27 protein-coding genes and 1 tRNA gene are annotated in these 25072 nt (G+C 65.6%); 13 read left to right on the top strand and 15 right to left on the bottom strand.

The annotated features are described in order from the left end of the window. Positions 1-9: 9 nt before the first annotated feature. The 4 genes from AC3WTE_RS04635 to galT are packed head-to-tail and all read right to left on the bottom strand — an operon-like array spanning position 10 to position 4051. Complete coding sequence (locus tag AC3WTE_RS04635) at positions 10-846, bottom strand: shikimate 5-dehydrogenase (protein WP_492435999.1); 837 nt, start codon at positions 844-846, stop codon at positions 10-12. Further along, the gene (gene pat / locus AC3WTE_RS04630; RefSeq protein ID WP_492435998.1) at positions 846-1844 is read right to left on the bottom strand and encodes an acetyltransferase Pat; all 999 of its coding nucleotides are present in this window, start codon (positions 1842-1844) and stop codon (positions 846-848) included. The genes AC3WTE_RS04635 and pat overlap by 1 nt, the downstream gene beginning before the upstream one ends. 51 nt (positions 1845-1895) lie before the next feature. Beyond that, the gene (locus AC3WTE_RS04625) at positions 1896-2981 is read right to left on the bottom strand and encodes a galactokinase (RefSeq protein ID WP_492435996.1); all 1086 of its coding nucleotides are present in this window, start codon (positions 2979-2981) and stop codon (positions 1896-1898) included. Continuing rightward, entirely contained in the window at positions 2978-4051 is a 1074-nt protein-coding gene (galT, locus tag AC3WTE_RS04620; protein WP_492436294.1) for a galactose-1-phosphate uridylyltransferase, read from the bottom strand. The genes AC3WTE_RS04625 and galT overlap by 4 nt, the downstream gene beginning before the upstream one ends. Before the next feature lie 126 nt (positions 4052-4177). On the opposite strand from galT, the gene AC3WTE_RS04615 reads away from it, so the two are divergent. Beyond that, positions 4178-5863 carry a sodium:solute symporter family protein gene (locus tag AC3WTE_RS04615; RefSeq protein ID WP_492436293.1) on the top strand — a complete coding sequence of 562 codons (1686 nt, stop codon included), beginning with the start codon at positions 4178-4180 and terminating at the stop codon, positions 5861-5863. A gap of 8 nt (positions 5864-5871) precedes the next feature. Next, positions 5872-6135, top strand: coding sequence for a hypothetical protein (locus AC3WTE_RS04610; protein ID WP_492435995.1), 264 nt, complete (start codon positions 5872-5874; stop codon positions 6133-6135). Here the strand turns inward: AC3WTE_RS04610 and AC3WTE_RS04605 are convergent. Next, positions 6116-7501, bottom strand: coding sequence for a glycoside hydrolase family 27 protein (locus AC3WTE_RS04605; protein ID WP_492435993.1), 1386 nt, complete (start codon positions 7499-7501; stop codon positions 6116-6118). The two genes, AC3WTE_RS04610 and AC3WTE_RS04605, sit on opposite strands and share 20 nt — an antisense overlap. Positions 7502-7662: 161 nt before the next feature. Here AC3WTE_RS04605 and AC3WTE_RS04600 point away from each other — a divergent pair, with 161 nt between their 5' ends. From AC3WTE_RS04600 to AC3WTE_RS04575, 6 genes are all read left to right on the top strand, one after another. Then, positions 7663-7914: a type B 50S ribosomal protein L31 gene (locus tag AC3WTE_RS04600; RefSeq protein WP_492435992.1), complete on the top strand. Its 252-nt coding sequence runs from the start codon at positions 7663-7665 to the stop codon at positions 7912-7914. Positions 7915-8039: 125 nt separating this feature from the next. Continuing rightward, positions 8040-8273, top strand: coding sequence for a WhiB family transcriptional regulator (locus AC3WTE_RS04595; RefSeq protein WP_492435990.1), 234 nt, complete (start codon positions 8040-8042; stop codon positions 8271-8273). A 56-nt stretch (positions 8274-8329) separates the two neighbouring features. After that, the gene (locus AC3WTE_RS04590; RefSeq protein ID WP_492435988.1) at positions 8330-9244 is read left to right on the top strand and encodes a lysophospholipid acyltransferase family protein; all 915 of its coding nucleotides are present in this window, start codon (positions 8330-8332) and stop codon (positions 9242-9244) included. Positions 9245-9281: 37 nt separating this feature from the next. Further along, positions 9282-10079: an enoyl-CoA hydratase/isomerase family protein gene (locus tag AC3WTE_RS04585; RefSeq protein ID WP_492435986.1), complete on the top strand. Its 798-nt coding sequence runs from the start codon at positions 9282-9284 to the stop codon at positions 10077-10079. 14 nt (positions 10080-10093) lie between these two features. Further along, on the top strand, positions 10094-11344 hold the full coding sequence (locus AC3WTE_RS04580) for an MgtC/SapB family protein (RefSeq protein ID WP_492435984.1): 1251 nt from the start codon (positions 10094-10096) through the stop codon (positions 11342-11344). A 151-nt stretch (positions 11345-11495) separates the two neighbouring features. Further along, on the top strand, positions 11496-11756 hold the full coding sequence (locus tag AC3WTE_RS04575; RefSeq protein ID WP_492435983.1) for an SHOCT domain-containing protein: 261 nt from the start codon (positions 11496-11498) through the stop codon (positions 11754-11756). A gap of 99 nt (positions 11757-11855) precedes the next feature. Here AC3WTE_RS04575 and AC3WTE_RS04570 read toward each other — a convergent pair whose 3' ends face one another. Continuing rightward, positions 11856-13184 (bottom strand): cytochrome P450, encoded by a 1329-nt coding sequence (locus AC3WTE_RS04570; protein ID WP_492435981.1) that lies wholly within the window; start codon positions 13182-13184, stop codon positions 11856-11858. Positions 13185-13354: 170 nt separating this feature from the next. On the opposite strand from AC3WTE_RS04570, the gene AC3WTE_RS04565 reads away from it, so the two are divergent. After that, entirely contained in the window at positions 13355-13924 is a 570-nt protein-coding gene (locus AC3WTE_RS04565) for a TetR/AcrR family transcriptional regulator (RefSeq protein WP_492435980.1), read from the top strand. 15 nt (positions 13925-13939) lie between these two features. Here the strand turns inward: AC3WTE_RS04565 and AC3WTE_RS04560 are convergent. From AC3WTE_RS04560 to AC3WTE_RS04540, 5 genes are all read right to left on the bottom strand, one after another. Continuing rightward, a tRNA-Ala gene (locus tag AC3WTE_RS04560) sits at positions 13940-14012 on the bottom strand. Positions 14013-14062: 50 nt separating this feature from the next. Beyond that, entirely contained in the window at positions 14063-15319 is a 1257-nt protein-coding gene (sepX, locus tag AC3WTE_RS04555) for a divisome protein SepX/GlpR (protein WP_492435979.1), read from the bottom strand. A gap of 182 nt (positions 15320-15501) precedes the next feature. Next, entirely contained in the window at positions 15502-16155 is a 654-nt protein-coding gene (locus tag AC3WTE_RS04550; protein ID WP_492435978.1) for a GNAT family N-acetyltransferase, read from the bottom strand. A gap of 3 nt (positions 16156-16158) precedes the next feature. Beyond that, the gene (gene glp / locus AC3WTE_RS04545) at positions 16159-17397 is read right to left on the bottom strand and encodes a molybdotransferase-like divisome protein Glp (RefSeq protein ID WP_492435977.1); all 1239 of its coding nucleotides are present in this window, start codon (positions 17395-17397) and stop codon (positions 16159-16161) included. Positions 17398-17483: 86 nt separating this feature from the next. Continuing rightward, positions 17484-18398 carry a UTP--glucose-1-phosphate uridylyltransferase gene (locus AC3WTE_RS04540; protein WP_492435976.1) on the bottom strand — a complete coding sequence of 305 codons (915 nt, stop codon included), beginning with the start codon at positions 18396-18398 and terminating at the stop codon, positions 17484-17486. 135 nt (positions 18399-18533) lie between these two features. On the opposite strand from AC3WTE_RS04540, the gene AC3WTE_RS04535 reads away from it, so the two are divergent. From AC3WTE_RS04535 to mscL, 4 genes are all read left to right on the top strand, one after another. Continuing rightward, entirely contained in the window at positions 18534-19109 is a 576-nt protein-coding gene (locus tag AC3WTE_RS04535) for a 5-formyltetrahydrofolate cyclo-ligase (RefSeq protein ID WP_492435974.1), read from the top strand. A gap of 264 nt (positions 19110-19373) precedes the next feature. Next, complete coding sequence (locus AC3WTE_RS04530) at positions 19374-19682, top strand: FmdB family zinc ribbon protein (protein WP_492435973.1); 309 nt, start codon at positions 19374-19376, stop codon at positions 19680-19682. A 63-nt stretch (positions 19683-19745) separates the two neighbouring features. Then, the gene (locus tag AC3WTE_RS04525; protein WP_492435971.1) at positions 19746-20408 is read left to right on the top strand and encodes an SAF domain-containing protein; all 663 of its coding nucleotides are present in this window, start codon (positions 19746-19748) and stop codon (positions 20406-20408) included. 141 nt (positions 20409-20549) lie between these two features. After that, complete coding sequence (gene mscL, locus AC3WTE_RS04520) at positions 20550-20942, top strand: large-conductance mechanosensitive channel protein MscL (protein WP_492435969.1); 393 nt, start codon at positions 20550-20552, stop codon at positions 20940-20942. A gap of 66 nt (positions 20943-21008) precedes the next feature. Here the strand turns inward: mscL and mspA (AC3WTE_RS04515) are convergent, their stop codons facing one another. The 4 genes from mspA (AC3WTE_RS04515) to AC3WTE_RS04500 form a co-directional block, all read right to left on the bottom strand. Continuing rightward, on the bottom strand, positions 21009-21644 hold the full coding sequence (mspA, locus tag AC3WTE_RS04515; RefSeq protein WP_492435968.1) for a porin MspA: 636 nt from the start codon (positions 21642-21644) through the stop codon (positions 21009-21011). 147 nt (positions 21645-21791) lie between these two features. After that, positions 21792-22427, bottom strand: a complete 636-nt coding sequence (mspA, locus tag AC3WTE_RS04510) for a porin MspA (protein ID WP_459368384.1) — start codon at positions 22425-22427, stop codon at positions 21792-21794. Between the two features lie 612 nt (positions 22428-23039). Further along, positions 23040-23564 carry a MogA/MoaB family molybdenum cofactor biosynthesis protein gene (locus AC3WTE_RS04505; protein WP_492435967.1) on the bottom strand — a complete coding sequence of 175 codons (525 nt, stop codon included), beginning with the start codon at positions 23562-23564 and terminating at the stop codon, positions 23040-23042. Between the two features lie 20 nt (positions 23565-23584). Further along, positions 23585-25012, bottom strand: a complete 1428-nt coding sequence (locus AC3WTE_RS04500) for a S1C family serine protease (RefSeq protein WP_492435966.1) — start codon at positions 25010-25012, stop codon at positions 23585-23587. Between the last annotated feature and the right edge of the window lie 60 nt (positions 25013-25072).

Below are 25072 nucleotides of genomic sequence, written 5' to 3'. Positions count from 1 at the left end.
CGCCGCGATTCAGGCGCGGGAGAACGCTGACGCCGCGGCCACCTGTGCGGCGGTCGGCCGCACCCCGGTGTAGCGCTCGAACTGTTCGGCGGCTTGCAGAGCGATCACCTCGGCGCCCGTGATCACAGGAATCCCGGCCGCGCGGGCCGTGCGCACCAGTGGGGTCTCCGACGGCAGCGCCACGACATCGAACACGGTGTGTGCCTTGGCGATAACGTCGGGTTCGAAGGACAGATCGCCGGCTTCAGCGCCGCCGGCCATGCCGATCGGGGTGACGTTGACGACGATGTCCGCGCCGCCTGCGGCGTCGGCCGCGTAGCGGTACCCGAGGCGATCAGCCAGCCGGCCGCCGGTCTCCGGATTGCGGGCCACGATGGTGCCCGTCTCGAATCCTTTGTCCCGGAAGGCCGCTGCCACCGCGCTGGCCATTCCGCCACTACCGCGGATGAGCAACGACGCGGCAGGGTCCAGGCCATGTTCGTCGATGAGCCGGGCGATCGCCAGGTAGTCGGTGTTGCAGGCGGTGAGCCGTCCCGCGTCGTTGACAATGGTATTGACCGAATTGATCACGCGCGCAGACTCTTGCAGCTCATCGACCAGCGCGATGACGTCCTCCTTGAACGGCATGGACACCGAGCAGCCGCGGATACCCAGGGCCCGGACCCCACCGATCGCGGCGACGATGTCCGTCGTCGTGAAGGCTTTGTAGATGAAATCCAGGCCCAGCTCGTTGTAGAGGTAGTTGTGAAAGCGGGTACCGATATTGCTGGGCCGGGCGGCCAGCGAGATGCATACCGCGGTGTCCTTGTTCAGCAGCGGCCGCCCGGAGTACAGCGAATCCGTCATCAGCCGACCGCCTTGATCACTCTTTGCGCCAGTGTGTAGATGTCCCGATACTGCTTGCGCGACAACGACAATTGCCCGGGTTTCGGGACGTCGAACTCGGTGACGATCATGTTGCGGTCGTCGCGCTCCCAGGTGGCGCCGTAGTGCTCGAGGATCTTGCGCATCGGGAAGTTGTCGGACAACACCCGCGCTGCGAACCGCTCGATGCCGGAGCTCCGGGCGGCGGGCACCAGCGCATCCATCAGGAAGGTGCCGATACCCCGACCCTGATAGTCGTCACCCACCATGAAAGCCACCTCGGCAACCGTCGGATTCTCGTGCAGCCGAACGAATCTCGCGTCGGCAACCATGGGCCCGTCGGGTCCGTCCACACCGTCGGTCAGCACCCAGACGAAGTGGTCCACGTAGTCGACCTCGAACAGGTACGCCATCAGTGCCGGGCTGGGCTGGTAAGCCGTCTGGAACCGGCGGTAGATGGTCTCGGTCGAAAACCGGACGGGCCCCTGACGTACGCGCGGGTTGTCACCCGGCAGGACGGGCCTTAGGTACATCTGGCTGCCGTCGCTCAGCTTCACCGGAAGCGGCGTGATGAACTCCGCGAGCCGTTGCCGCGCCGTGCGCACCAACCGCTCGGCCATGCAGGGCACGTCGAGCATGGCGGTCAGAGCGTCGTGCCCGCCGACCCACCCCGCCAGCGGTTCGGTGACCAGCACCGTGGCATTGCGGGTGCCGCCCCGCAGCAGCGCGATCTCGCCGACGATCAGACCCGGGCCGATGTTGTGAACGATGAGCTCACCGTCGGGGGCGGCATGCGTCACCCGTGCGCTGCCGGCGCTGATCAGGATGAACGACGACGCAACTTCGCCCTGCGTCATCAGTACCCTGCCCGGTTCGGCCGTCAGGGGACGCAGCAAGGGAGCGAGCCGGTCGAGGTCCTCCCGGCGACAACTCGCGAAGAACCCCAACGAAGCCAGTTCATCCGTCGTCGATTCCGGCACGGAAGGAAACGTTACCGGCGGACGGCGCCACGTGCGACGAGGTCGGTCCGGTCAGTTCGGGCCGGCCCCGCCTGCGGCGTGGGTGCGGGTGACCTGAGGCTCAGCGTGCCCGGCGATGCGCGCATGATCACGTACGGCAGCCGCGACGGCTTCCACACGGTCGGTGGGAACCAGCGCGATCACGCAGCCGCCGAAGCCGCCTCCCGTCATCCTGGCGCCCAGCGCGCCCGCTCGCACCGCAGACTCGGCGATCAGTTCGATCGGCGCGGTGGTGATCTCGAAGTCGTCCCGCATCGACTCCTGCGACGCGTTGACAAGGTGCCCGGCCAACAGATAGTCGCCGCGCTCGATCGCGTCCACGAAGTCGAGCACCCGCCTGTTCTCGGTCACCACGTGGCGGGCCCGTCGGGCGTCTACCGAATCGACCACCGCGGCAAGGTCTGCCACGTCGCGTACCTCGCGCAGTGAGCCCAACCCCAGGGCTGCGGCCGCACGTTCGCACGAAGCCCGGCGCTGACCGTACTCGCCGCCGGCATGCTGATGTCTGGTCCGAGAGTCGATGAGCAGCAAGGCGATACCCGATTCTTCGGGCATGAACTTCACAGGCCGCACCGTGGTCTCCCGAAAATCGATCAACACCGCGGCGCCGACTGTCCCGCACATCGATGCCAGTTGATCGAGCAGACCCGTTGGCACACCCACGTATTCGTTCTCCGCATGCTGTGCGATGCGCGCCTGGTCGATGCGCGGCAACGATATACCCGCTGCCTCGAGCAGAGCTCCCAGCACGGCGCATTCCAGCGCCGCGCTCGACGATAGGCCCGACCCAACCGGCACGTCACTCGCGATCGTCATCGTGCCGCCGGGCACTGCGTACCCCTGCCGCCGTAGCGACCACATGATGCCCGCGACGTATGCGGCCCAGCCGGCAACCTCTCCCGGCTTGGTGTCCAACGCAATTCGAGCGGTGCCATGACACGCGCTCGACACCGACAGCGTGGTGCCGGCGTCCGCGCTGAATGTGACGACGGTGCGCTGCGGTAGCGCGATCGGCAGCGCGAAACCGAGGTTGTAGTCGGTATGTTCCCCGATCAGGTTGACGCGGCCGGGGGCGGAGAAGACGACCGGCCCCGTCATCGTCCGACCGCGCGCAGTCGGGCGGCCGCGTCCTCCGGGGAAACATCACCGATGAAGGCGTCCATCGCCGATTCGGAGCCCGCCAGGTATTTCAGTTTGTTGGCGGCGCGGCGGACGGACATCAGTTCGATGTGGAAGTAGCCCTCTTGCTGAGCATCCCGTCCGTTGTATTGGTGCAGCGCCGAAATGTACGGCAGCGGCTTGTCGTACAGCCGGTCGAAGCGTTGCAGGACATCGCGATACAACTCGGTCAGCGCATCGACCTCGGCATCATCGAGAGCAACGATGTTGGGCACGAACCGATTCGGGTAGATGTGCACCTCCACCGGCCAGCGCGCCGCGAACGGGACAAAGGCCGTGAAATGGTCATTGCCGGCGATCACCCGACGGCCATCATCGACTTCCGCCGCGAGCAGCGCAGCGAACAGGTTGGTGCCGTGCGTTTTACGGTGCGCATCCGCCTGTTGCAGCATCACCGTGGCGCGCGGAGTCAGGAACGGGTAGCCGTAGATCTGGCCGTGCGGGTGCGTCAGCGTCACCCCCATGTCCTCACCCCGGTTCTCGAAACAGAAGACCTGCTCGATACCCGGCCTAGCCATCAGATCGGCGGTGCGGTGCCGCCATACATCGACGACCAGTCTGGCCTGCTCGACCGGCAGTTGCGCGAAAGAAATGTCGTGGTCGCTCGAAAAGCACACCACTTCGCACCGTCCGTGACCCGGTGCGGCGATGAACAAATCGAACTGCTCAGCGGCTTGAGGCAATTCGAACCCGGGATGCCGTGACAGGCTCGGGAAGCGGTTCTCGAACACCACGACGTCGTAGTCCGCGGCCGGGACCTCACTGGCCAGTCCCGTCGGCCCCGGGCACAGCGGACATTGATCTGCCGCGGGTTTGTGGGTGCGCTCCTGACGCAGTGCCGCGATGATCACCCACTGTCCGGTGCTCCGGTCGAACCGCAGCTCGGACGCACCGGCTCCGCGCTCGGGTAACGAGCGCCTGTCGGGCACCGGATCGGATCGGTGTCCGGCCAAGTCGAAGAACCAGATGTCGCGGCCATCGGCGAGCATCCTGTGCGTCACGTTGTCCTGACTAGGCACGTTCGAACACTAGCCGCATTTTCTGGGCTCGCTCACAGCCTGCGCTGTTACCGTCGCCCCACTTGGGACTTCGGCTTCACACGAGCACGAAGGAGGCTGCTTTTGCGATTGCATGTCAGTGCCCTGGACTACGCGATCGTCGCCATCTATTTCGTCTTTGTTCTCGGCATCGGCTATCTGGCACGCAGCCAGATCACCTCGAGCCTGGACTTCTTCCTCTCAGGCCGCCGGCTGCCCGCCTGGGTGACCGGCATCGCCTTCGTGTCCGCGAACCTTGGCGCGGTCGAGATCATGGGGATGTCTGCCAACGGCGCACAGATCGGCCTCGCCACGATGCACTACTACTGGATCGGCGCCGTCCCTGCGATGCTGTTCCTCGGCGTCGTGATGATGCCGTTCTATTACGGCTCCGGGGTGCGGAGCGTGCCGGAGTTCATGCGCCGGCGTTTCGGCCCAGGCGCCCACCTGGTCAACGCGGTGAGCTTCGCAGTGGCACAGGTACTTATCGCCGGGGTCAACCTGTTCCTGCTCGCCACCGTGATCAACGCGCTGCTGGGCTGGTCGCACTGGATATCGCTGATCGTGGCGGCGGCAATCGTGTTGACCTACACGGCCCTTGGCGGGCTATCGGCGGCGATATACAACGAGGTGCTGCAGTTCTTCGTCATCCTGGCCGCGCTGGTTCCGCTGACCGTCTTCGGGTTGATCAAGATCGGCGGCTGGAATGGTTTGAAGGCCAAGGTAATCAACACCGTCAGGGCGGATGGGACCGTCACCGCCACGGTGCACGAGCAGCTCAACACCTGGCCGGGCCAGGCACTCAGCGGCTTCGGCAGCCCGGTGTGGTCGGTCATCGGCATTGTCTTCGGGCTCGGGTTCGTGCTGTCGTTCGGATACTGGACCACCAATTTCGTCGAGGTGCAGCGCGCCATGGCTTCGAGTTCCATGTCAGCCGCGCGCCGTTCCCCGATCATCGGCGCTTTCCCGAAGATGCTGATCCCGTTCGTCGTCGTCGTACCCGGAATGATCAGCGCCGCAGCGATCGGCGACATGATCCACCTGAAATCGACTGGCAGCGGTCAGGTGACCTACAACGACGCCATGCTGCTGATGATCCGCGACATCCTGCCGGGCGGGCTGCTCGGCGTCGCAGTGACCGGGTTGATCGCCTCGTTCATGGCCGGCATGGCGGCGAACATCTCGGCGTTCAACACCGTGTTCAGCTACGACATCTGGCAGCAGTACGTGGTCAGGGACAAACCCGACGGCTACTACATCACGGTGGGCCGCTACGCGACGGTCGCAGCCACGGTCTTGGCAGTGTTCACCGCGGTGATCGCATCGGGCTACTCGAATCTGATGGACTATCTGCAGACGCTGTTCGGCTTCTTCAACGCGCCGCTGTTTGCCACGTTCGTCCTGGGTATGTTCTGGCGCCGGATGACCGCCGCCGCCGGCTGGACCGGCTTGGTGGCCGGAACCCTCTCTGCGATCACTGTTTTCGCCTTCTCCAAGGCGGGGGTGATCGACCTGCCGGGGCAGGGCATGCCCTTCCTTGCCGCAACCGCCGCGTTCATCGTCGACATCGCCGTCAGCGTCGGCATCAGCCTGGTAACCGCCGCCAAACCCCGCGCCGAGCTGGCTGGGCTGGTCTACTCCGAGACGCGGGTGTCACTGCTCCGCGATCCAGAGGATGCCGGGAAGGCCTGGTACCTCAAGCCCGTTCCACTGGCCGGCGCGATGCTGGCCGCGGTGATCATCCTCGACGTCGCGATCCGCTAGGGGTGCTGATGCTGAAGTATCTGTTCGACGTCCGCGTCATCGTCGGCGCTCTGCTGGGGATTTACGGACTGCTGCTCACTGTCGCGGGGTTCTTCCCGTCGATTCTCGGTGCACATGCCGGTGCCGCCAACACCGATACCGTGCAGCTCTACGCCGGCACCGACGCCAACTGGTGGGTGGGTCTCGTATTGCTTGCCGTGTCAGCAGTATTCATTGGCTGGGCGGTGATCCGACCGCCAGAAGTCGCCGAAGTCAATGACACCGAGGAGTGACGCGCAGCAGCGTAACCGCATGTGGGGCAACGGTTCCGCTGTCGATCGCCCCGGTGCTGGTGGCGTCTTTGTGTGACCAGGTATCGCGGACCGTGTAGCAGCGCTCGGCGGGTAATCCCGCGGCCGCGGCGGTCGTTGCAATGGCGACAGGCTTGTCGGTGGCGTTGAACATCGCCACCGCCATGGCGCCGTCCGACAGCCATTTCAGCTGTACCCGCGGGTCCGTCGCCAGCGGATGCATGGGCGCGGTCAGCGAATCCTGGTCGATGGCGATGACGTCCCGGTTGGTCAGCAGGTCGCGGGTGTCGTTACTCATCGTGCGCACGTCGTTGCCGGCGATCAACGGTGCGGACAACATCGACCACAATGCCAGGTGGGCACGCTGCTCGTCGGCCGTCAGATTGCGTTGCCGGTCGGTCATCAGGTGCAGAAGTTGATCATCGGAGGCCGTCGCGAACTGCCGCACCGCGTCGGCAGGCGCACCGACAGTGAGCTGGTCGCGGACCGACTTCAGATGCTCGGCGACCCACTCGTTCCAGCCGATGCCAGCGACCAGCATATCGGCGTCGACCCAGTACCCCTGTTTACTGGGGGCGAGAGCCTTTGCCGCAGCGGCGAATTCGTCGGGCACACCCAGGTAGACGTGACCGGCGAACGGGTCCAGTGGCCCCAGCTGCGGCAGCTGGTCATGCCAGACAGGCACCAGATCGTTGGTGGCGCGGGCCATGTCGGCAATGTCCGACCAGTCATAGCGGATGCCCGCGGTCTGGTCGTCGGAACTGTTGGGGTTGATGCTGTAGACGATGTGCCGACCTGACGCACGCAGCGCGTCGCGCATGGCGCTGAACACCTGCACCTGATGCTTGTGGTCAGCCTCGTTGCGGCACCAGTCGTACTTGAGCATGTCGACGCCCCAGTCCGCGTAGTCTTTCGCATCCTGGGTTTCATGGCCGACAGCCGCCAACGCCGGTTGGGCGCTGCACCCTTGGTCGAACGGACTCGCGTACAGGCCCAGCAGCATGCCGCGATCGTGTGCATACGTGGCCAAAGCGGCCATGCCGTCCGGGAAACGTGCTGGATCTGCACGCAATTCGCCGTCGGCCGTGCGTTGCGGCGCCGCCCAACCGGCATCGAGATTGACGTAGCGGTAGCCCGCGTCGCGCATGCCCGAGGACACCATGGCGTCGATGACGGCCTTGATGTTGGTCTCGGTGAGTGCGACGCCCGAGTTCCACGAGTTCCAGCCCATGGGTGGCATGGGCGGTTGAGCAGGCCCGTTCGACGGCCCAGTCGATTGGGCCGAACAGCCCGCATTCAGCGCCACCACGCACAGCAGCACCGCCAACACAGACCAGAGCCGCGTCATCCATGTCCTCGTCGTCAGGAGCCGGGTGTACCGACAGTAGCGACGTCGGCTGAGAGCGAGCTGCCGCTTATCGGAAACCATTTTCGACAAGGCACGGCCGGTCAGGTATCGTCGGCCTCGCCTTAATGAAAACGATTTTCACAGAGTCGATGGAGGTTCCCATGAAGGCCGGCATTCACCCCGACTACCACCCCGTGGTCTTCCAGGACGCCACCACCGGACGCACGTTCCTCACCCGATCCACCGCCACCAGCTCCCGAACCATCGACTGGCAGACCGCGGACGGCGTTCACACCTACCCCCTGATCGTCGTCGACGTCACCTCGGACTCGCACCCGGTGTGGACCGGCAAGCGGCAGATCATGGACACCGCGGGCCGCGTCGAGAAGTTCAATCGCAAGTACGGTCGATGATCTTGTCGCGGGTATCCCCTTGCCCCCGCGAGACATTCGCATCCCCTTCTCGCAACGCCCGCCCCCGGCCGCGCCCCGGGTGCCACACGCGGGGCGCGGCCACCACCGCTGCCTGGGATTGGCAGTTGCACGCCCGCTGCCGCGGACTGCCGGCCGAGGTGTTCTATACCGGCGACGACGACCGCGGCGCCCGGCGAGTCGCCCACGAAGAACATGCCAAACAGATCTGCCACCATTGCCCGGTACTGCGCGAATGCCTCGGCCACGCCATGGAAGCCGATGAGCCCTACGGTATCTGGGGCGCGACCACACCGAAGGAACGCGCCGCCTTGCGAAGTTCACAGGTTTTTATTAGCTGATCTAGCAAATCTGTCGGTACCTTGGTGACATCACCGCGACACCGATGGGAGCCACGATGGGATTCGGACCGCCACAGGGCCGGCCGACCGTCACCGACGACGAGATTGCCGCCATCATGGACCCACCGCAACGCGTCCGCACACTACGAAATATGTTGGACGCCACGGGGGATGCACTCGAACCGGTGATCGACCTATATCGGCCCTACGTGACCGGCCTCGACCGCCTGCCCCGCGACGGCCGCTTCCTTCTGGTCGGCAATCACACGGCGTTCGGCTTCGCCGAGATACTGCTGATGCCGTATTACACCCGTCGCGAACTCGGCGTGCAGGTGCGCCCACTTGCAGAACGGGGCCTGGCACAGGCCAAGGGCTTTGGCGGCGACCTGGTGGCAGCGTTCGGCGGCGTGGTCGGCCACCCCGACACCGCACGAGAACTCATGCGGCACAATGAGACTGTGCTGGTATTCCCCGGCGGCGGGCGCGAGATGCCCAAGTTCAAGGGCGAGGAATACCAGCTGAAATGGGAAGGCCGCAGCGGTTTCGCCCGCGTGGCCATCGAAAGCGGGTATCCGATCGTGCCGGTCGGCCTGGTCGGCAGCGACGACGTCTACGAACCACTCTTCGAACGCGACAGCGCGCTGGGCCGCCTGAGCCAGTCCATCGGCGAGCGGTTCGGTGGGCGTACCGACATGGCGATGCCCCTGGTGCGCGGCATCGGTCCGACGCTGATTCCGCGCCCGCAGCGCATGTACCTCGAGTTCGGCAAGCCGATCAGCACGACGGCACCAAACGGCACCACCGACCACACCCGGTGGGTGGAAACAGTCAAGTCGGCGACTCAGCAAGCGCTGGAACAGATCCTGGCCGATTTACAGGAGATCAGGTCCGGTGATCCGTATCGGAGTCTGAATCCGCTGGCTTGGTCCCGGGCAGCCCAGCCACCTGAGACCGCCAGTCGAGCGGTCTGAACCACGGCCGGTCGCCGGTCATCGTAAGCTTCGTCAGGTGGCATTCACCGACTATCAGCAGCTGACGTTGACTCGCCGCGACAACGGCGTCCTGCTGATCACCCTCGACCGGCCCGAGAAGTACAACGCCGCCGACGAGGGCATGCACGCCGAACTGGCCAACATCTGGAAGGACGTCGCGGCCGATCCGGAGACCCGGGTGGCCGTGATCACCGGTGCGGGAAAGGCATTCAGCGCCGGCGGGGACCTGGCCATGGTCGAGCGCATGGCCGGTGACTATGACCGCGTCTCGCACATGCTCGGCGAGATGAGCGACCTGGTCTACAACATGATCAACTGCGACAAACCGATCGTGTCCGCGATCAACGGCGTCGCGGTCGGCGCCGGCGCTGTGGCCGCATTGCTGGCCGATGTCGCCATCATCGCCGAGGACGCCAAGATCGGCGACGGCCACGTCAAACTCGGCGTGGCCGCGGGCGACCACGCCGCGATCATCTGGCCGTTGCTGGCCGGGACCGCGAAGGCCAAGTATTACCTCATGACGGGTGAGATGATCGGCGGCGTCGAGGCCGAGCGCATCGGTATGGTCGCCAAAGCCCTGCCCCGCGAAGAGGTTCTGGACGAAGCACTTCGGGTTGCCGACGTGCTCGCCACAGGTGCCCAGCAGGCGATCCGGCTGACCAAACGGGCGCTCAACAACTGGCTTCGCAATGCCGGCCCCATCTTCGATCAGTCCGCGGCCTACGAGATGTTGACCTTCCTCGGGCCGGATGTGGTCGAGGGGTACACCGCGCTGCGCGAGAAGCGCACGCCCCAGTTCCCGTCCGCGCGCTAGCCGCAGGAGCCGAAGTGACCTGGCAGCAGATCGAGCCCTTCCTCGTAGCACTTGCCATCGGGCTGCTGCTCGGTTTGGAGCGCGAACGCAGTCATTCCCGCAAACTGCCTGCCGGGTCGCGCTCGTTTGCCCTGCTGTCGCTGGCTGGGGCGGTCGCGGCAGGTTTCGGCCAATGGGCCATCGTCACGGTATTCCTCGGCGTCGGCACGCTGGTCGCGCTCGCTTACTTCCGAACCAGCCAGGAAGACCCCGGAACCACCACGGCGACGGCCGCGCTCGTCGCGTATCTCCTTGGCGCCCTGGCCTATTCCCGGCCCGCGCTGGCAGTCGCCCTCGCCGTCGTCGTAGCCGGCCTGCTCGTGTCGAAAACCCGCATCCACCAGTTCGCCCGCGACATCGTCACCGAGGTCGAGCTGGAAGACGCCATCAAGTTTCTCGTCGTCGCCTTCGTGATCCTGCCGCTGCTGCCCGACCGCGGACTCGGACCGTACGGCGTTCTCAACCCGGCGAAGATCTGGCTTCTCGTTGTCCTGCTCACCGGCATCGGTTGGGTGGGGTACATCGGTGTGCGAGCTCTCGGGCCAGAACGCGGCGTACTCGTCACCGGCATCGCGGGCGGCTTCGTCTCTGCGAGCGCGACAACGGCGTCCATGGGCCGGCTCAGCCGAACGACAGCGAGCTTGCGGGCGCCCCTGGCCAGCGCCCTGCTGGCCAGCTTGGCCACCTTTGTGCAGCTCCTCATCGTGATCGGAGTCGTCGACGCCGACGTGCTGCGCCGGCTCTGGCCGCCCGTGGCTGCCGGTGCCGTCGTGCTGATCGGTATTGCCGCCCTCGTCTACCGGGGAGCCGGCCGACCCGCTGAGAACGCCGCTGCCCCAAGCGAAAACGCTGAGCCGGCGCCCCCAAATCGACCGTTCACCCTGCGGCCGGCGCTCATCCTGGCCGCAGTGCTGACCCTGGCCCTGCTGGTCGGACGGTGGGGCGCCGACGTGCTCGGCACCGAGGGCACCGTGCTCGCCGCCTTCGCCGCGGGCCTGGCCGATGCGCACGCGGGCGCTGTCGCCGCGGCCAGCCTCGCCGCGAAGGGTGCCATCTCCGTCGACACCGCACTGGTCGCGGTGGCAGCCGCGCTCGGCTCCAACTTGATCGTCAAGACGGTGCTGGCGTTCACCGCCGGTGGTCGCCGGTTCGGGCTGCGGTTTCTCGCCGGCATGACGCCGCCGGCCGTGGTCTTCGGCGTCGTCCTGGCCCTGACGATGGCCTGAGCCTGACAACCCGTCGACCACGACTCGGGTTGCCGCCGGCGACGCCACCGCCCGCTTGTGCCGAAAGTCCCATCGCCTCTGTCCCTTTGGCACCAGCGGGAGCCGGCGGGAGGCCGGACGATAGTCGTAGCAGCGGAAGGAGCGGCGCATCATGATGTTCTGGTATGGCCACAACATGGGTGGCTGGGGCTACGCCGGGATGGCCGTTGGCATGTTCCTTTTCTGGGCGCTGGTGCTCGGCGGCATCGTCGCGCTGATCCGGGTCGCCGGTGGCGATCAAAGGAACCGCATCCCCGCCCCCACCGAACCCGACGCACGCCAGGTACTCGCCGTGCGGTTCGCGCAGGGTGACATCACGGAGGCGGAGTACCGCGAGAAGCTGGCGGTACTGCGCGAGCACGCACGAATGTGATCTCTCAAGGCGGCCTGTCAGAGGTCGTCACGACGTCCTGACTCGTGGACGCCCGACGACGCAGCAGGTGCGCCCGAGGTGAGCAGACAATCCCACTTGTCAGGCGTGCAGGACGACCGGGAGGCGCGTCGGCCCACGCAGTGAACTGTTGGTCGACCACGTCGTCGGCCCGGTCGCCGAAATTCGTGAGACTCGGGAAACGAGCTCGCGCAGAACCGCCTGTGCCTCCATCCGTGCCAACGGCGCGCCCAGGCAGAGGTGCGCGCCGAAGCCGAAACCGACGTGCGTACGTGGATTCCGTTCCGCGCAAAAAGAGTTGGGATCATCGAATGCGAGCGGATCACGGTTCGCGGCGCCGAAGGACAGCAGGACGCGAGAACCCGTCGGAATGGTCACCTCTCCGACCCGGTAAGGCGCACGGGTGTAGCGGTAGAGATTCTGAATAGGACTGGTATACCGGACGTGCTCTTCGATGGCCTGCGGGATGAGGTCCGGATTCGCCCGGATGGTGTCGTACTGGTCCGGATTGTTCGCGTACGTGTCGAGCATGCCGCCGAGAAGGTTCGTGGTGGTTTCGTTGCCGGCGATCAAGAGCAGGATGGCGATCTGGAACAGCGCCTCATCGGTCAACGCACCATCCGCGCTGTGTTGAACCAGTCGCCCGAGGACGGTATCGGAGCCCTTGAGTTCTCCGTCCTCCAGATGCCGCAAGAAGTAGCGGCGCAACGCCATCGCAGCGCGCATGGATTTCGCGGTGCCGATCAGACCCGGCACGGTTGGCGTGAAGTTGATCAGTCGAGTGCTTTCGTCTGACCACCGGCGAAAGTCGGCGATATCGCGATCGGGGACGCCAACGATCGCGGCAATGACCCGTAGCGGCAGTGGGACCGTCAGTCGCTGCACGGCGTCCGCACCGGGGTTGGCGATGAGGTCGTCGACGAGTTCAGCGGCGAGCCCGTCGATCGTGGCGCGCCAACCGTCCAGGGCCCCTTTCGTGAACGCGGGTTGCACCTGCTTGCGCAGGCGGCTGTGCAGATCGTCGTCGGTCACCACGACAAGGTCGGCAACCATCTGAATCCGGGTCACCCCTTGGCTGCTCGTGACTTCATCGGTGTCCCGCAAGGCGGCCCGAACATCGTCGAGCCGGTGCAGAATCCACGTGGACCGCCTGGGGCTGTAGTGCACCCGGCCGCCCCGATGCAGCGCGGCATACGCGCTGTAGGGGTGTGCGGCAGTGCCCGGGTCCAGCGGGTCGTAGTCGGTGTTGATCGCGCCAGTCCAGGCGCGATAGCCCAGACAACGGGCACGCACGGCTGCGGAGACGTTCAGTCGGCCGGCGGCGATCAGTGGGGACAGCGCCGAGGCGGCGCCGCGCGATGCCTGAGCGATGGTCGTGGTGGGCACCTCATCAGCGTCCGGCCGAGCCATCGGCACCGTCAACGGATCGCACCGAAGTTGAAACGCGCAGCACCGGCTGGGCCTGTGGTCGCGGCGGAAGATCCCATTCCGACCAGGCGATATGCGTGAGAAAAGAACCCGAAAACGTCTCAAGGTGATAGAACGAATTTAGCTTCTATCCCGGAGGAGGTCCACGCGATATGCCTCGACATGACTGGGTACTGGGCGCGGACCGCAATGCCGAAGCCCTTGACCGAATCCTGGCCGCAGCCTCAGAACTCGTGTCCCGCAACGGGTTCGAAGCATTCACCATCGAATCCGTTGCCACCGAACTGCACTGTTCCCCGGCTACCGTTTATCGCCGGGCCGGAGGTAAGGCCGCGATCCTGGAGCGCCTTGTATCGGTTTTCGCCGAACAAATCCTCAGCTCCATCCGACATGCCGTTGCGGGCCTGGAGGGTACCGAGCGCGTGGTGACCGCCATCATGGTCGCGTTGGACTGCATGCGGGCCGAACCGCTGGGCAAGTTGATCATGGGCGACATCCGTCCCAATCACGACGGGGGAACGGTGACCACCTCACCGCTGGTCGCCACGTTCGCCGAGGAAATGCTCGGGCGCCACGACCCGCTCGCCGCGCACTGGCTGATCCGGATCACGTTGGCGCTGTGGTACTGGCCGCTCAAAGACAAAAGGTCTGAATACGAACTTGTGAGGCGGTTCGCCGGCCCGTCCGCGATGTTGGGCCTGGGCGAATCCCCGTCAGCCTGACCTGCTCAATCTCTGTGGAGCTAAGGGGAATCGAACCCCTGACCTTCTCGATGCGAACGAGACGCGCTACCAACTGCGCTATAGCCCCTTGTACCGGAAGCAAAGGCTACCAGCACTGGTCTGCAACCCGAAAATCAGCTACTGACCAGACGCCCGGGGCAGGTCATAGTCCCTGGACATCCGGGTGTATTCCAGGTGTTCGAAGATCGGATCCTCGTCATCGATGTCCAGCACCGCGGCGCCCGGACGCCGCAAGCGAGAAGGGACGACGTCGAATTCCTCGTCCTGGGTGTTCTCGACGCCATGCCGGGACCGCATCATCCGCTGGGCGCGCCGGCGCCGCAGCTGCTCTTCGATCCGGGTCTGACGGCGCAGGTAGGCCAGGTACAGCACGGAGGCCGCGCTGACCATGCCGCAGAACCACCACCACATGCTCGACGCCATCGAGAAGGCCACAACGCCGGTGACCAGGATGGCCACGGCCATACCGGAGAGCATGCGGCTGCGGAAGCGGTATTTGCGCTCGGCAGCCGCGACGGCGGCCTTCGACTCGTAGCGGCTGCGTCGCGCCGTCGACATCGAGTCGGCCAGCTTCGGCTCGTCCTCCGATACCGCCTCGACACCCGAGGTGTCGTCGACGTACTCGTAGTCGTGCTCTGTGCCGTCCTCGGCTTCCGCCTGAGCCCCTGCCTCGGCCGCGGCTTCAACTTCGGCTTCGGACTGTTCGTCCACGGCCTCGTCAGCCTGTTCCTCCACGGCCTCGTCAGCCGCGACGGCCTCGTGGACGTCGGTGGTCGGCTCGACCTCGGTTTCGGGCCCGGCTTCGGGCTCGTCTGCGTCCGCCGCGGCCATCTCGTCGGTGAGCGCTTCCTCGGGCCCGAAGTCGACCTCCGAGATGGTCCGGATCGCCATGGTCGGCGTGGCGACGTCATCGAAAAGCGTTGGCTGCTCGAGGTTTTCCGGCTCAGGAACGGCTTTCATCCGACCCGATGCCCCAATCGGCAACGCTCCGGAATCCATCTCGACGACCTCGACGTCGAGGTACTCCGATTCTTCGACGACGACCTGGCCGGCCAGCACCACCGAACGCGGCGAATCCGCCTCGGGGTCGGCGACCGGGATCGAGTCGGTGGTCGCGTCGCTGCGCGCCAAGTCTTCTTCGAACGCGGTGAAGTCTTCGTCCTGTTTCCAGTGCGGATCGCTGTGATGACCGGCGGCGGGCCCACTGCGCCGTCGCAACCGGCTGTTGCCCTGCGTGTTGAGCACACGGGTCGCCAATGCGACATCGCTCGTCCGGCGGACGTTCTCGCGCTTGCTGATCAACATCGGCACCAGCACGAACAACCACAACACAACGAGGGATATCCACAGCAGGGATTGGGGGATGCTTGGCATGTCGCCGGCTCCTTTCCCCATCAGATTAGGTCTGTGACCAGCGCATCCGAAGCCGACGCGCCAGGGTCAATTACACACCTGTAATTCATTACTTACAAGCACATCAGTCACAGATGTCACATCTGCAACACAGTCTTATTTGCGATTTGCGCACATTTCCCCGCGCCGCATACCCAAATTGCTCAGACCCAGGTAGCTCGACCGTCCCTGACCAGCGCCGATGACGCGGACTGGGCCATCTCTTCCACGGTCATCGCCACCAGCAGGTGGTCCCGCCAGGCGCCGTCGACTTCGAGGTAGCGCCGCAGCAGGCCCTCCTCCCGGAAGCCCACCCGGGCCAGCACCGACCGGCTCGGACCATTTTCCGGTCGGACGGTCGCCTCGACCCGGTGCAGTCCGACCGGACCGAAGGCGTGGTCGACGCCGAGCGCCAGCGCAGCCGTCGCGATCCCGCCGCCGGTGAACTGCCGGGCCACCCAGTAGCCGATCCACGCCGACCGCAGCGCTCCATGCGTCACGTTGCCGATGGTCAACTGCCCACAGAACTCACCGTCCAACTCGATGACATAGGGCAGCATGCGGCCACGCCTGGCCTCCGACCGCAAACCCGAACACAGCGCCGGCCACGACGAAACAGCATGGCGCGCAGTCCAATCCACCTCACCGACCGGCTCCCAGGGCTCCAGGTGCGCCCGGTCGGTCAGCCGCATCCGGCTCCACACGGGGCCGTCGCGCAACCGCACCGGCCGCAACCGCACCACCCCGGCACGCACACGGATCGGGCCGACCGACAACGGCCAGCCCGGATGCATCGCACTCGAACGCAGCAAGTTCACGAATCAGCCGCGCTGTGCAAGAAAGGCCACCTCGACCGATTCGCCGGTACGAATCTGCTCGGCCTCCGTGGGCACGATCACCAGACAGTTCGCCTCGGCAAGGGTGGCCAGCAGGTGCGACGCGCCTGGGGCACCGCCCAGCGCCTGCACCAGGTACTCGCCGGTGTCCTGGTCGCGCATCAACTGGCCACGCAGAAATCCCTTGCGCCCCACCACCGATGAGATGGGCGACAACGTGCGCGCCGGCACCACGCGCCGCATCGGCTGCCGCTTGCCCAGCGACATCCGGATCAGCGGACGCACCATCACCTCGAAAACCACGAGGGCGCTCACCGGGTTGGCCGGCAGCAGGAAGACCGGCACCCCGTCGCGCCCGAGCTGCCCGAAACCCTGCACCGATCCGGGGTGCATCGCGATCCGGGCGACCTCCATCTCTCCCAGCTCGGCAAGCACCGCGCGCACACCTTCGGCCGCCGCGCCACCTACAGCGCCCGCGATCACCACGATCTCCGACCGATTCAACTGGCCTTCGACCACGTCGCGCAGGGTCTTGGGGTCGGCGTCGACGATGCCGACCCGGTTCACCTCGGCGCCGGCGTCGCGGCCGGCAGCGGCCAGCGCATAGGAGTTCACGTCGTAGACCTGGCCGTTGCCGGGCGTCCGGGAGATGTCGACCAGCTCACCGCCGACGGAGATGATCGTCAGCCGCGGCCGCGGGTGCACCAGCACACGTTCGCGGCCCACCGCCGCCAGCAGTCCCACCTGGGCCGGCCCGATGATGGTTCCGGCACGCACCGCGACGTCGCCGGGCTGCACGTCATCCCCGGTTCGACGCACGTAGGCGCCGGACCGCACCCCGCGCAGGACCCGTACCCGCGATTCGCCGCCGTCGGTCCAGCGCAGCGGCAGCACCGCATCCGCAAGAGTGGGCATGGGCGCACCGGTCTGGACCCGCGCGGCCTGACGCGGCTGCAACCGGGTGGGCGTGCGTTCACCAGCGGCGATGGTCGAGACGACGGGCAGGGTGACGTCACTGCCACCGCCGGACTCCGCGCCCATCACGTCGACGCTGCGGACGGCGTAGCCATCGATGGCGGCCTGATCGAATCCGGGCAGCGGCCGTTCGGTGACAACCTCTTCGGCGCACATCAGACCCTGCGCTTCGGCAATCGCTACCCGCACCGGCCGCGGTGCCACCGCCGCAGCCGCAACCCGGGCCTGCTGTTCCTCAACCGAACGCACAGCTCGCCTTTCTGCATACCTCGTACACCGTGGCTGACCACATGCTCGCGCATGTTCGGGCCAACCGTACCGCCGGTGTCAGGCGCTCAGCGCTCGGCAAGACCCAATCGCTCGACCAACCAACGCCGCAATTCCGGGCCGTAGTCGTCGCGTTCCAACGCAAAGTCAACCGCAGCTTTAAGGTAGCCGCCGGGATTTCCCAGGTCGTGTCGGGACCCGCGGTGCACGACCACGTGTACGGGGTGTCCGTCCTCGATGAGCAGCGCGATGGCGTCGGTCAGCTGGATCTCGCCGCCGACACCCTTCTGCACCCGCCGCAGCGCGTCGAAGATCGCGCGGTCCAAGATGTAGCGGCCGGCCGCGGCGTACGGCGACGGGGCATCCTCGGCCTTGGGCTTCTCCACCATGCCCTTGACGCGCAACACATTCGGATTGGCCGCATCGGGCACCGTCTCGACGTCGAACACGCCATAGGCGCTGATCTCGTCCGGTGGCACCTCGATGGCGCACAGCACGCTGCCACCACGCTTGGCCCGCACCTTCGCCATGGTCACCAGCACGCCGGCCGGCAGCACCAGGTCGTCGGGCAGCAAGACCGCGATGGCGTCTTCGTCGGGCAACAGCACCGGCTCGACGCAACTGACGGCGTGCCCCAGGCCCAGCGGTTCGGCCTGCACGACCGACTCCACCTTGATCAACGCGGGCGCGCGCCGCACCTTCTCGAGCATCACGTGCTTGCCGCGCGCCTCGAGCGTTCCTTCCAAGATGAGGTCCTCGACGAAGTGCGCAACGACGCCGTCCTTGCCCTCCGAGGTCACGATCACCAGTCGCTCGCCACCGGCGTCAGCCGCTTCGGCAGCAACCAGCTCGATGCCAGGGGTGTCGACGACCGGCAGCAACTCTTTGGGGACGGTCTTGGTGGCAGGCAGAAAACGCGTGCCCAGACCAGCCGCCGGCACCACCGCGGTGCGCGGCATCGGCACTGAAGTCTGTGTCGTCATTGTTCACACGATAACGGCATTGCCTCGATCTGCCCTAGCGAGGTGCGCCTTGTCGCAGTCGGCGGCAACGTCAAAGTGGCCATTACCTGGACAGGTGTACAACACGACGGGAGCAAATATGACACGGTGGTAAGCGTGAGCCCCGGGGTCGAAAAGGACGAGCTGCGCAAAGCCATCCTGCGCAGACGCCGCGCCCTGGCGCCCGAGCAGAGGCAGGCGGCCGCCGATGCGCTGGCCCGACAGATACCGGAATTGGTGGTCTCCGGCGACGTGGTGTGCGCCTACATGCCGATCGGCACCGAGCCGGGTTCGCCCGCGATGCTGGACGCCCTGACCGAGGCGGGCGCCGAGGTGCTGTTGCCGGTGACCCGCCCCGACGCCCCCCTGAGCTGGGGCCGGTACCGACCCGGACACCTCACGGAAGCGCAATTCGGGCTGCTCGAACCGGCCACACCGCATCTGCCCCCCGACGCGATCGGACAGGCACGGGTGATCCTGATCCCCGCGCTGGGCGTCGACCGCGCCGGAAGCCGGCTCGGCCGCGGCGCGGGTTTCTACGATCGGTCACTGCCGCTGGCCGCACCGGACGCATTGCTCGTCGCAGTAGTGTACGACGACGACGTCTTGCCCGCGCTGCCCGCCGAGCCGCACGACGTACCGATGACGCATGCCCTGACCCCGAGGTCAGGGCTGGTCAAGCTGGATAGTTAGGAAAAGCGGGCGTCAGTCCTTGCCGCAGGTACATCCCGGTCCGCAGTTGCAGTTCTCACAGGTGCAGTCCGGGTTGTCGCAGCCGCCCTTGGTCATGTTGTCAGTCATGCGCACAATGCTATGTGTCGCGCCGTCGTCTCGGAGACATTTGGCCCTGCCACCAGCCCATCGCGGCCGCCGACGCGGGAATGCCCGACACCGAATAGCTGTTTTGGCACTTAAGCCGGTAGAGTGCTAACAAGTTTGACGACCTCGGAGGTTTACGTGCCGACCTATTCCTACGCGTGTACCGAGTGCGACAACCGGTTCGACGCGGTGCAGGCCTTCAGCGATGACGCGCTGACCGAATGCCCGAAGTGCCACGGCCGGCTGCGCAAGCTGTTCGGTTCCGTTGGCGTGGTCTTCAAGGGCAGCGGCTTCTACCGCACCGACAGCCGCGACTCGAAGAGCTCCAGCACCGCGGCGGCTCCGGCCAAGAGCGAGTCCAGCTCCAGTTCATCGGACTCCTCGTCTTCGTCGAGCAGCAGCAGCAGCACGAAGTCGGCCGCACCGGCCGCCGCAGCGTCCAGCTGAGTTATCCACAGGCCGGATGCCGTCCGGCCTGTGCTTCCCGCGCAAAATCCCTACCGTTACGGCATGGGGGATTCGCTCGACGCGCCGTTGATCGGCCGACTGACACAGAAACTGCGGCCCGACTGGGCCAGAACCACCGCCGCGCGCCGAGTCGTCGCTGGATTGCTGGTGATCCTGGCAGCCGTCATCGAATTCCGCCCGGACCCCCGAGTCGGACTGGTGCCCGTCGTCATCGCCAAGCATGACCTGGCCCCTGGCTCGTCCTTGACGGCCGCTGACGTCGTCATCGAATCGCGTTCTGCACCAAGCATTCCCGACGGTGCACTGCACGAATCCAGCGCCGCGGTTGGCTCGACACTGGCCGCTCCCGCACGGCGCGGTGAGGTCATCACCGACGTGCGACTGCTCGGTTCGCGGCTTACGACTGCTGCTGCCGGCCCCGACGCGCGCATGGTGCCACTGCATCTGGCCGACGCCGCGCTTCCGGATCTGCTGCGCTCGGGCGACGTCGTGGACGTCTTGGCCGGACCGGAAAACACCGGCACGGCCGCCGATCAGACGGCCGAGGTCATCGCCACCGACGCCCGGGTGGTGCTGGTCTCCGAACACCTCAAATCACCGACAAGCGCCGACGAACGTGTCGTACTCGTTGCCTTGCCGCGGCACAGCGCCAACGCCGTCGCCGGCGCGGCTCTGCACCGGGCGATCACCGTCACTCTGCACTGACGAGCACAATTTGCCAGGCGGCCAATTTCGATTTCATCACCGGAGCGCATCTGTTGTGCCCGTGAGGCCGTCGACGACTGCGCGCAGCCAAGGTCAGTCTTAACGTTCCTGGGTACAGGCCGTATCACAGGGAGGGCAGTCATGTTCAAGGGCTTCAAGGCGTTCCTCATGCAGGGGAACATCGTCGATCTGGCCGTCGCCGTGGTCATCGGCGCCGCGTTCACCACGCTGGTGAAGGCATTCACCGATCAGGTGATCCAGCCGCTGATCTCGAGCATCGGCGCCGGCGGCGACCACTCATACGGCGTGCTGCGCATCCACCTGCTCGGCGACAACTACATGGACCTGAACGCCGTCCTGAGCGCGACGATCAACTTCGTTCTGGTCGCAGCCGTCATCTACTTCGTGATTGTGTTGCCCTACAGCAGGTTCCGCACAGTCACGGAGGAGGCGGTCAAGAAGGAAGTGGAGTTGCTGACCCAGATTCGCGACCTGCTCGAAGCGAAGAACGTGAAGAACGAAGCGACGAAGTAGCCGATACGGCGGAGCCCCCGGCCAGTGGCCGGGGGCTCCGCCGTATCTCGGTGCGAACCGCCCGAATCAGTTCATGTTCCAGGGCTCGCCGTAGGTGGTCACCGAGTCACCGGTCTTGGCGATCAGGCGGGCGAATGGTCGCAGCAGCACACCACCGGCCGCACCGGTCACAGTGCCGTGCGCGTTCGAGACCGCCACACCACCGGCCGGGCCGGACACATCCACCGAGAACGTCGCGACTTCCTGAATACCCGGGCCGTTGCCCAAGTCAGCCGAAATCGACACACCCGGGAACAGGTTCGGCGTGATGATGCCGCCACCGAACGCCGGGAACCCGAACGGGTTCACGTCATCGAGCAGGATGTTCGGCGTGGTGTAGCTGAAGTTGATACCCACACCCAACGACCACGGGAAACCAATCTGGTAACCCAGCTCCAACGTCCCCGCGAACTGATCACAGCCCTTGCCGTCGCACTTGTACTTCGCCCGGCCCGAATGGAACCACTCACGCGTCAGCCGGTTGCGGTCCAACGGGAACACACCATTGAGGAACGTGTCCCACTGCTGCACCGTCAACGTCCGATCCTGACCATCGACCAGGCTCAGCTCATTGTCCAGGCCCGCATGGGCCGTACCTGTTCCAAGGAACAACGACGACACTGTCGCTACGGTCGCTACCAGCACCCGACTGAATGCTTTCATGGTCCCCACTCTCTGGGCTTGATGTTCCATATAAAAGTTCCTTGCAGACGAGGGGCGGCGTCGACAGGGCCGACTTGTGGCCTGTCGACGCCGCCCCGAATGCGTCGTCGGCGCCCAGCATAAGGCCTAGGCGCTGCTGCCGTGCACCTAGTTCATATTCCAGGGTTCTCCGTAGGTGGTGACGCTATCACCGGTCTTGGCGATCAGGCGGGCGAATGGTCGCAGCAGTACACCACCAGCCGCACCAGTCACAGTGCCGTGCGCGTTCGAGACCGCCACACCACCGGCCGGACCGGACACATCCACCGAGAACGTCGCGACTTCCTGAATACCCGGACCGTTGCCCAAGTCAGCCGAAATCGACACACCCGGGAACAGGTTCGGCGTGATGATGCCGCCACCGATCGCCGGGAAACCAAACGGGTTCACGTCATCGAGCAGGATGTTCGGCGTGGTGTAGCTGAAGTTGATACCCACACCCAACGACCACGGGAAACCAATCTGGTAACCCAGCTCCAACGTCCCCGCGAACTGATCACAGCCCTTGCCGTCGCACTTGTACTTCGCCCGGCCCGAATGGAACCACTCACGCGTCAGCCGGTTGCGGTCCAACGGGAACACACCATTGAGGAACGTGTCCCACTGCTGCACCGTCAACGTCCGATCCTGACCATCGACCAGGCTCAGCTCGTTATCCAGACCCGCATGAGACGTACCCGCGCCCAGAAACAGCGACGACAGCGCCGCCACCAGTGCTACCAGCACCCGACTGAATGCCCTCATATTCTCCCTAGCTCAGTAGGCGTGCCAGCAAGCTGACCGCGCGACCGTCGCAAGACCTCCATGTACGCCGCGTAGGCGAACTTCACATGTTGCTCTTACCTATTGCTCATCGTTGACACGAGGAAGATATCGGCGTACGGATCGTCCGGCAATGCGAACGGTGCAAAGACCGCGCATATATTCCCGTTGCTGAAATGTTTGCTGGGAACTAGCTGAAAACCGGGGCCGACGCTACCGGCCGGTTGGGTTGAAACAGGGCGGAAACATGGTCTCAACGCACCCACTGACCGGCGTAATCGCGAGTTAACATCGGCTGCGGCGGCCGTTTCGTGAAAGCCGGTGCTCAGCGATGGTGCGGGGGAACGTTTTCCCGTAGCCAGCGATCCCGGTCACCATCTCCGGATGCGGACCGCTCGTTACATTCATCCTGAGTAACGTCGGGCAAAACGTCGCCGAACACCTTGTTAACTAGATCGCGCGAGGGCTGGGTGTCGCTCATCACAGTTTTCCGATTGTGTGACCAAGATCACAATTTGCTGAAGTGAATCGTTCAAGCTGGACGAACTTCATGATCACTCCGTTCGACCGACGCCCCAGGCGGAGCTCCAGCTATCAGATGTCGAGGCTGGACAGCTGCGCGATGATGTAGGCCGCCAGCGGCCCCAGCGTGGCCATACCGTCACGCACCGACGCGCGCGAGCCCGCGATGTTGACCACGAGCGTGCTTCCGGAGACTCCCGCCAGGCCGCGCGAGAGGCCCGCGTCCGAGATACCCGCCGCCAAGCCCGACGACCGCAGCGCCTCGGCGATACCCAGCAGCTCACGATCAAGCATGGTGCGGGTGGCTTCCGGCGTCACATCGCGGGGGCTGACCCCGGTGCCGCCGACGGAGATGACCAGGTCGACACCGCCGATCACGGCGGTATTGAGGGCATTGCGAATCTCGATCTCGTCGGCCGGAACCACGACGACGCCGTCGACGATGAAGCCGGCCTCACCGAGCAGTTCGGTGACCAACGGGCCGCTGTGATCCTCTTCGCCGTGCGCGGTCCGGTCGTCCACGACCACGACGAGTGCGCGCCCGGCCAATTCCCCTGCCTGTTCCATGCCTGTCACCGTATATCCCGCCTCTGACATCGAACTCGGACCCGTTCCCATCACTGCTGAGCCTTCCCCAGAGTCACCTGAACCGTCTGCGGTTTGCCCGCCGTGTCCAGGTAGGTCAATGTCACCTTGTCGCCCGGCGCCTTCGAGCGCACCGCGGCCACCAGCGCATCGGCACTACTGATCACCCGGTCGTCGACCTTGGTCACCACCACACCGCTGGGCAGCCCGGCGGACTGAGCCGCACCGCCGTTCGTCACGTCGACGATCTTGGCGCCGTCGACGGCCTTGTCGTTGCCCACCTGCACGCCGAGCGACGCATGGCTGGCGATGCCGTTCTTGATCAGTTCATCTGCAATGCGCTTGGCCTGGTCGACGGGAATCGCGAAGCCCAGACCGATCGAGCCGCTCTGCGACTGTCCGGAATCCCCGCCCAGCGTCGCGATGGCCGAGTTGATACCGACCAGCTCGCCACTCATGTTGACCAGCGCGCCACCGGAGTTACCGGGATTGATCGCGGCGTCGGTCTGGATGGCGTCCAGCACGGTGTTCTGGTTCTTGGCGTCACCGCCAGCGGCGACCGGGCGGTTCAGCGAGCTGATGATGCCCTCGGTCACGGTGCCTTGCAGACCCAGCGGCGAGCCGACGGCCACCACCTGCTGCCCCACCACGAGATTGGACGACGAACCCAACTGGATGGGCGTCAGCCCCGAGACGCCCTTGGCCCGCACCACGGCGATATCGCTGCTCGGGTCGGTGCCGACGATCTGGAAGGTGGCGGTGTTGCCGGTGTTGAACGTGACCTTGGTCTGCGCCGGCGGAGCCCCGGGTGGTGTACCTGGAGCATCCTTGGCGCCGGCCACCACGTGGTTGTTGGTGAGGATCAGCCCGTCCGCGGACAGGATGATGCCCGAGCCCTCTTCGGAAGACCGGCCCATGTCGGTCTCCAGCTTCACCACGCTCGGCACCACCTTGGCGGCCACCTGCTCGACCGAACCGATCGGCGCGTTGCCGGCGTGCTGTCCATGTGCGGCACCGCCCAACGAAGTCGAACTGTTCGAATAGTCAGGCTGGGCCAGCATCACGATGCCGCCGCCGATGCCCGCCGACACCAGCGCCACGGCAGCCATTCCGGCAACCAGAGGCCCTGTGCGGGAACGGTTTTGCGGTCGCGCCACGACGGACGGCCGGCCATTCTGCTGGCCGGTGCGGTATGGGTCGTACGGCTGCGAACCGTACTGCCCGGTCGAGTACTGACCGGTGGAGTACGTGCCGGTCTGGTGCTGCCCGGTCGGGTACTGACCGGTGGCGTAGCTCCCCGTGGGGTACTGCCCGGTGTTCTGGCCTTGCTGATGGGTGGCGTACCGCCAGTCGTACGACGACCCCGCCTGCTGCGACGCGCCGTAGCCGGGCGCGGACTGATAGGAATCAGGACGCCGACCGGACTCGGGCTGCTGCGAGTACCTCGGGTGATTCGTCATTACTGGTCGACACTCTTCCTGTATTTCCGATCCGCTGCCGGGACAACGAACGACATGGCC

Source organism: Mycobacterium sp. FW102-FHT13B02 (genome assembly GCF_058790275.1).
Note: the sequence above shows the minus strand (reverse complement) of the source record. Positions and strands in the feature narration are given on the sequence as shown.

Excerpts from the sequence above, each read along its gene's own strand:
- mspA (WP_459368384.1), bottom strand. The coding sequence starts at position 22,427 with ATGAGGGCATTCAGTCGGGTGCTGGTAGCACTGGTGGCGGCGCTGTCG.
- AC3WTE_RS04565 (WP_492435980.1), top strand. The coding sequence starts at position 13,355 with ATGCCTCGACATGACTGGGTACTGGGCGCGGACCGCAATGCCGAAGCC.
- AC3WTE_RS04575 (WP_492435983.1), top strand. The coding sequence starts at position 11,496 with ATGATGTTCTGGTATGGCCACAACATGGGTGGCTGGGGCTACGCCGGG.
- AC3WTE_RS04600 (WP_492435992.1), top strand. The coding sequence starts at position 7,663 with ATGAAGGCCGGCATTCACCCCGACTACCACCCCGTGGTCTTCCAGGAC.
- sepX (WP_492435979.1), bottom strand. The coding sequence starts at position 15,319 with ATGCCAAGCATCCCCCAATCCCTGCTGTGGATATCCCTCGTTGTGTTG.
- mspA (WP_492435968.1), bottom strand. The coding sequence starts at position 21,644 with ATGAAAGCATTCAGTCGGGTGCTGGTAGCGACCGTAGCGACAGTGTCG.
- AC3WTE_RS04605 (WP_492435993.1), bottom strand. The coding sequence starts at position 7,501 with ATGACGCGGCTCTGGTCTGTGTTGGCGGTGCTGCTGTGCGTGGTGGCG.
- AC3WTE_RS04505 (WP_492435967.1), bottom strand. The coding sequence starts at position 23,564 with ATGTCAGAGGCGGGATATACGGTGACAGGCATGGAACAGGCAGGGGAA.
- AC3WTE_RS04635 (WP_492435999.1), bottom strand. The coding sequence starts at position 846 with ATGACGGATTCGCTGTACTCCGGGCGGCCGCTGCTGAACAAGGACACC.
- AC3WTE_RS04540 (WP_492435976.1), bottom strand. The coding sequence starts at position 18,398 with ATGACGACACAGACTTCAGTGCCGATGCCGCGCACCGCGGTGGTGCCG.
- AC3WTE_RS04625 (WP_492435996.1), bottom strand. The coding sequence starts at position 2,981 with ATGACGGGGCCGGTCGTCTTCTCCGCCCCCGGCCGCGTCAACCTGATC.
- galT (WP_492436294.1), bottom strand. The coding sequence starts at position 4,051 with ATGCTCGCCGATGGCCGCGACATCTGGTTCTTCGACTTGGCCGGACAC.
- AC3WTE_RS04590 (WP_492435988.1), top strand. The coding sequence starts at position 8,330 with ATGGGATTCGGACCGCCACAGGGCCGGCCGACCGTCACCGACGACGAG.
- mscL (WP_492435969.1), top strand. The coding sequence starts at position 20,550 with ATGTTCAAGGGCTTCAAGGCGTTCCTCATGCAGGGGAACATCGTCGAT.
- AC3WTE_RS04525 (WP_492435971.1), top strand. The coding sequence starts at position 19,746 with ATGGGGGATTCGCTCGACGCGCCGTTGATCGGCCGACTGACACAGAAA.
- AC3WTE_RS04570 (WP_492435981.1), bottom strand. The coding sequence starts at position 13,184 with ATGGCTCGGCCGGACGCTGATGAGGTGCCCACCACGACCATCGCTCAG.
- AC3WTE_RS04610 (WP_492435995.1), top strand. The coding sequence starts at position 5,872 with ATGCTGAAGTATCTGTTCGACGTCCGCGTCATCGTCGGCGCTCTGCTG.
- AC3WTE_RS04500 (WP_492435966.1), bottom strand. The coding sequence starts at position 25,012 with ATGACGAATCACCCGAGGTACTCGCAGCAGCCCGAGTCCGGTCGGCGT.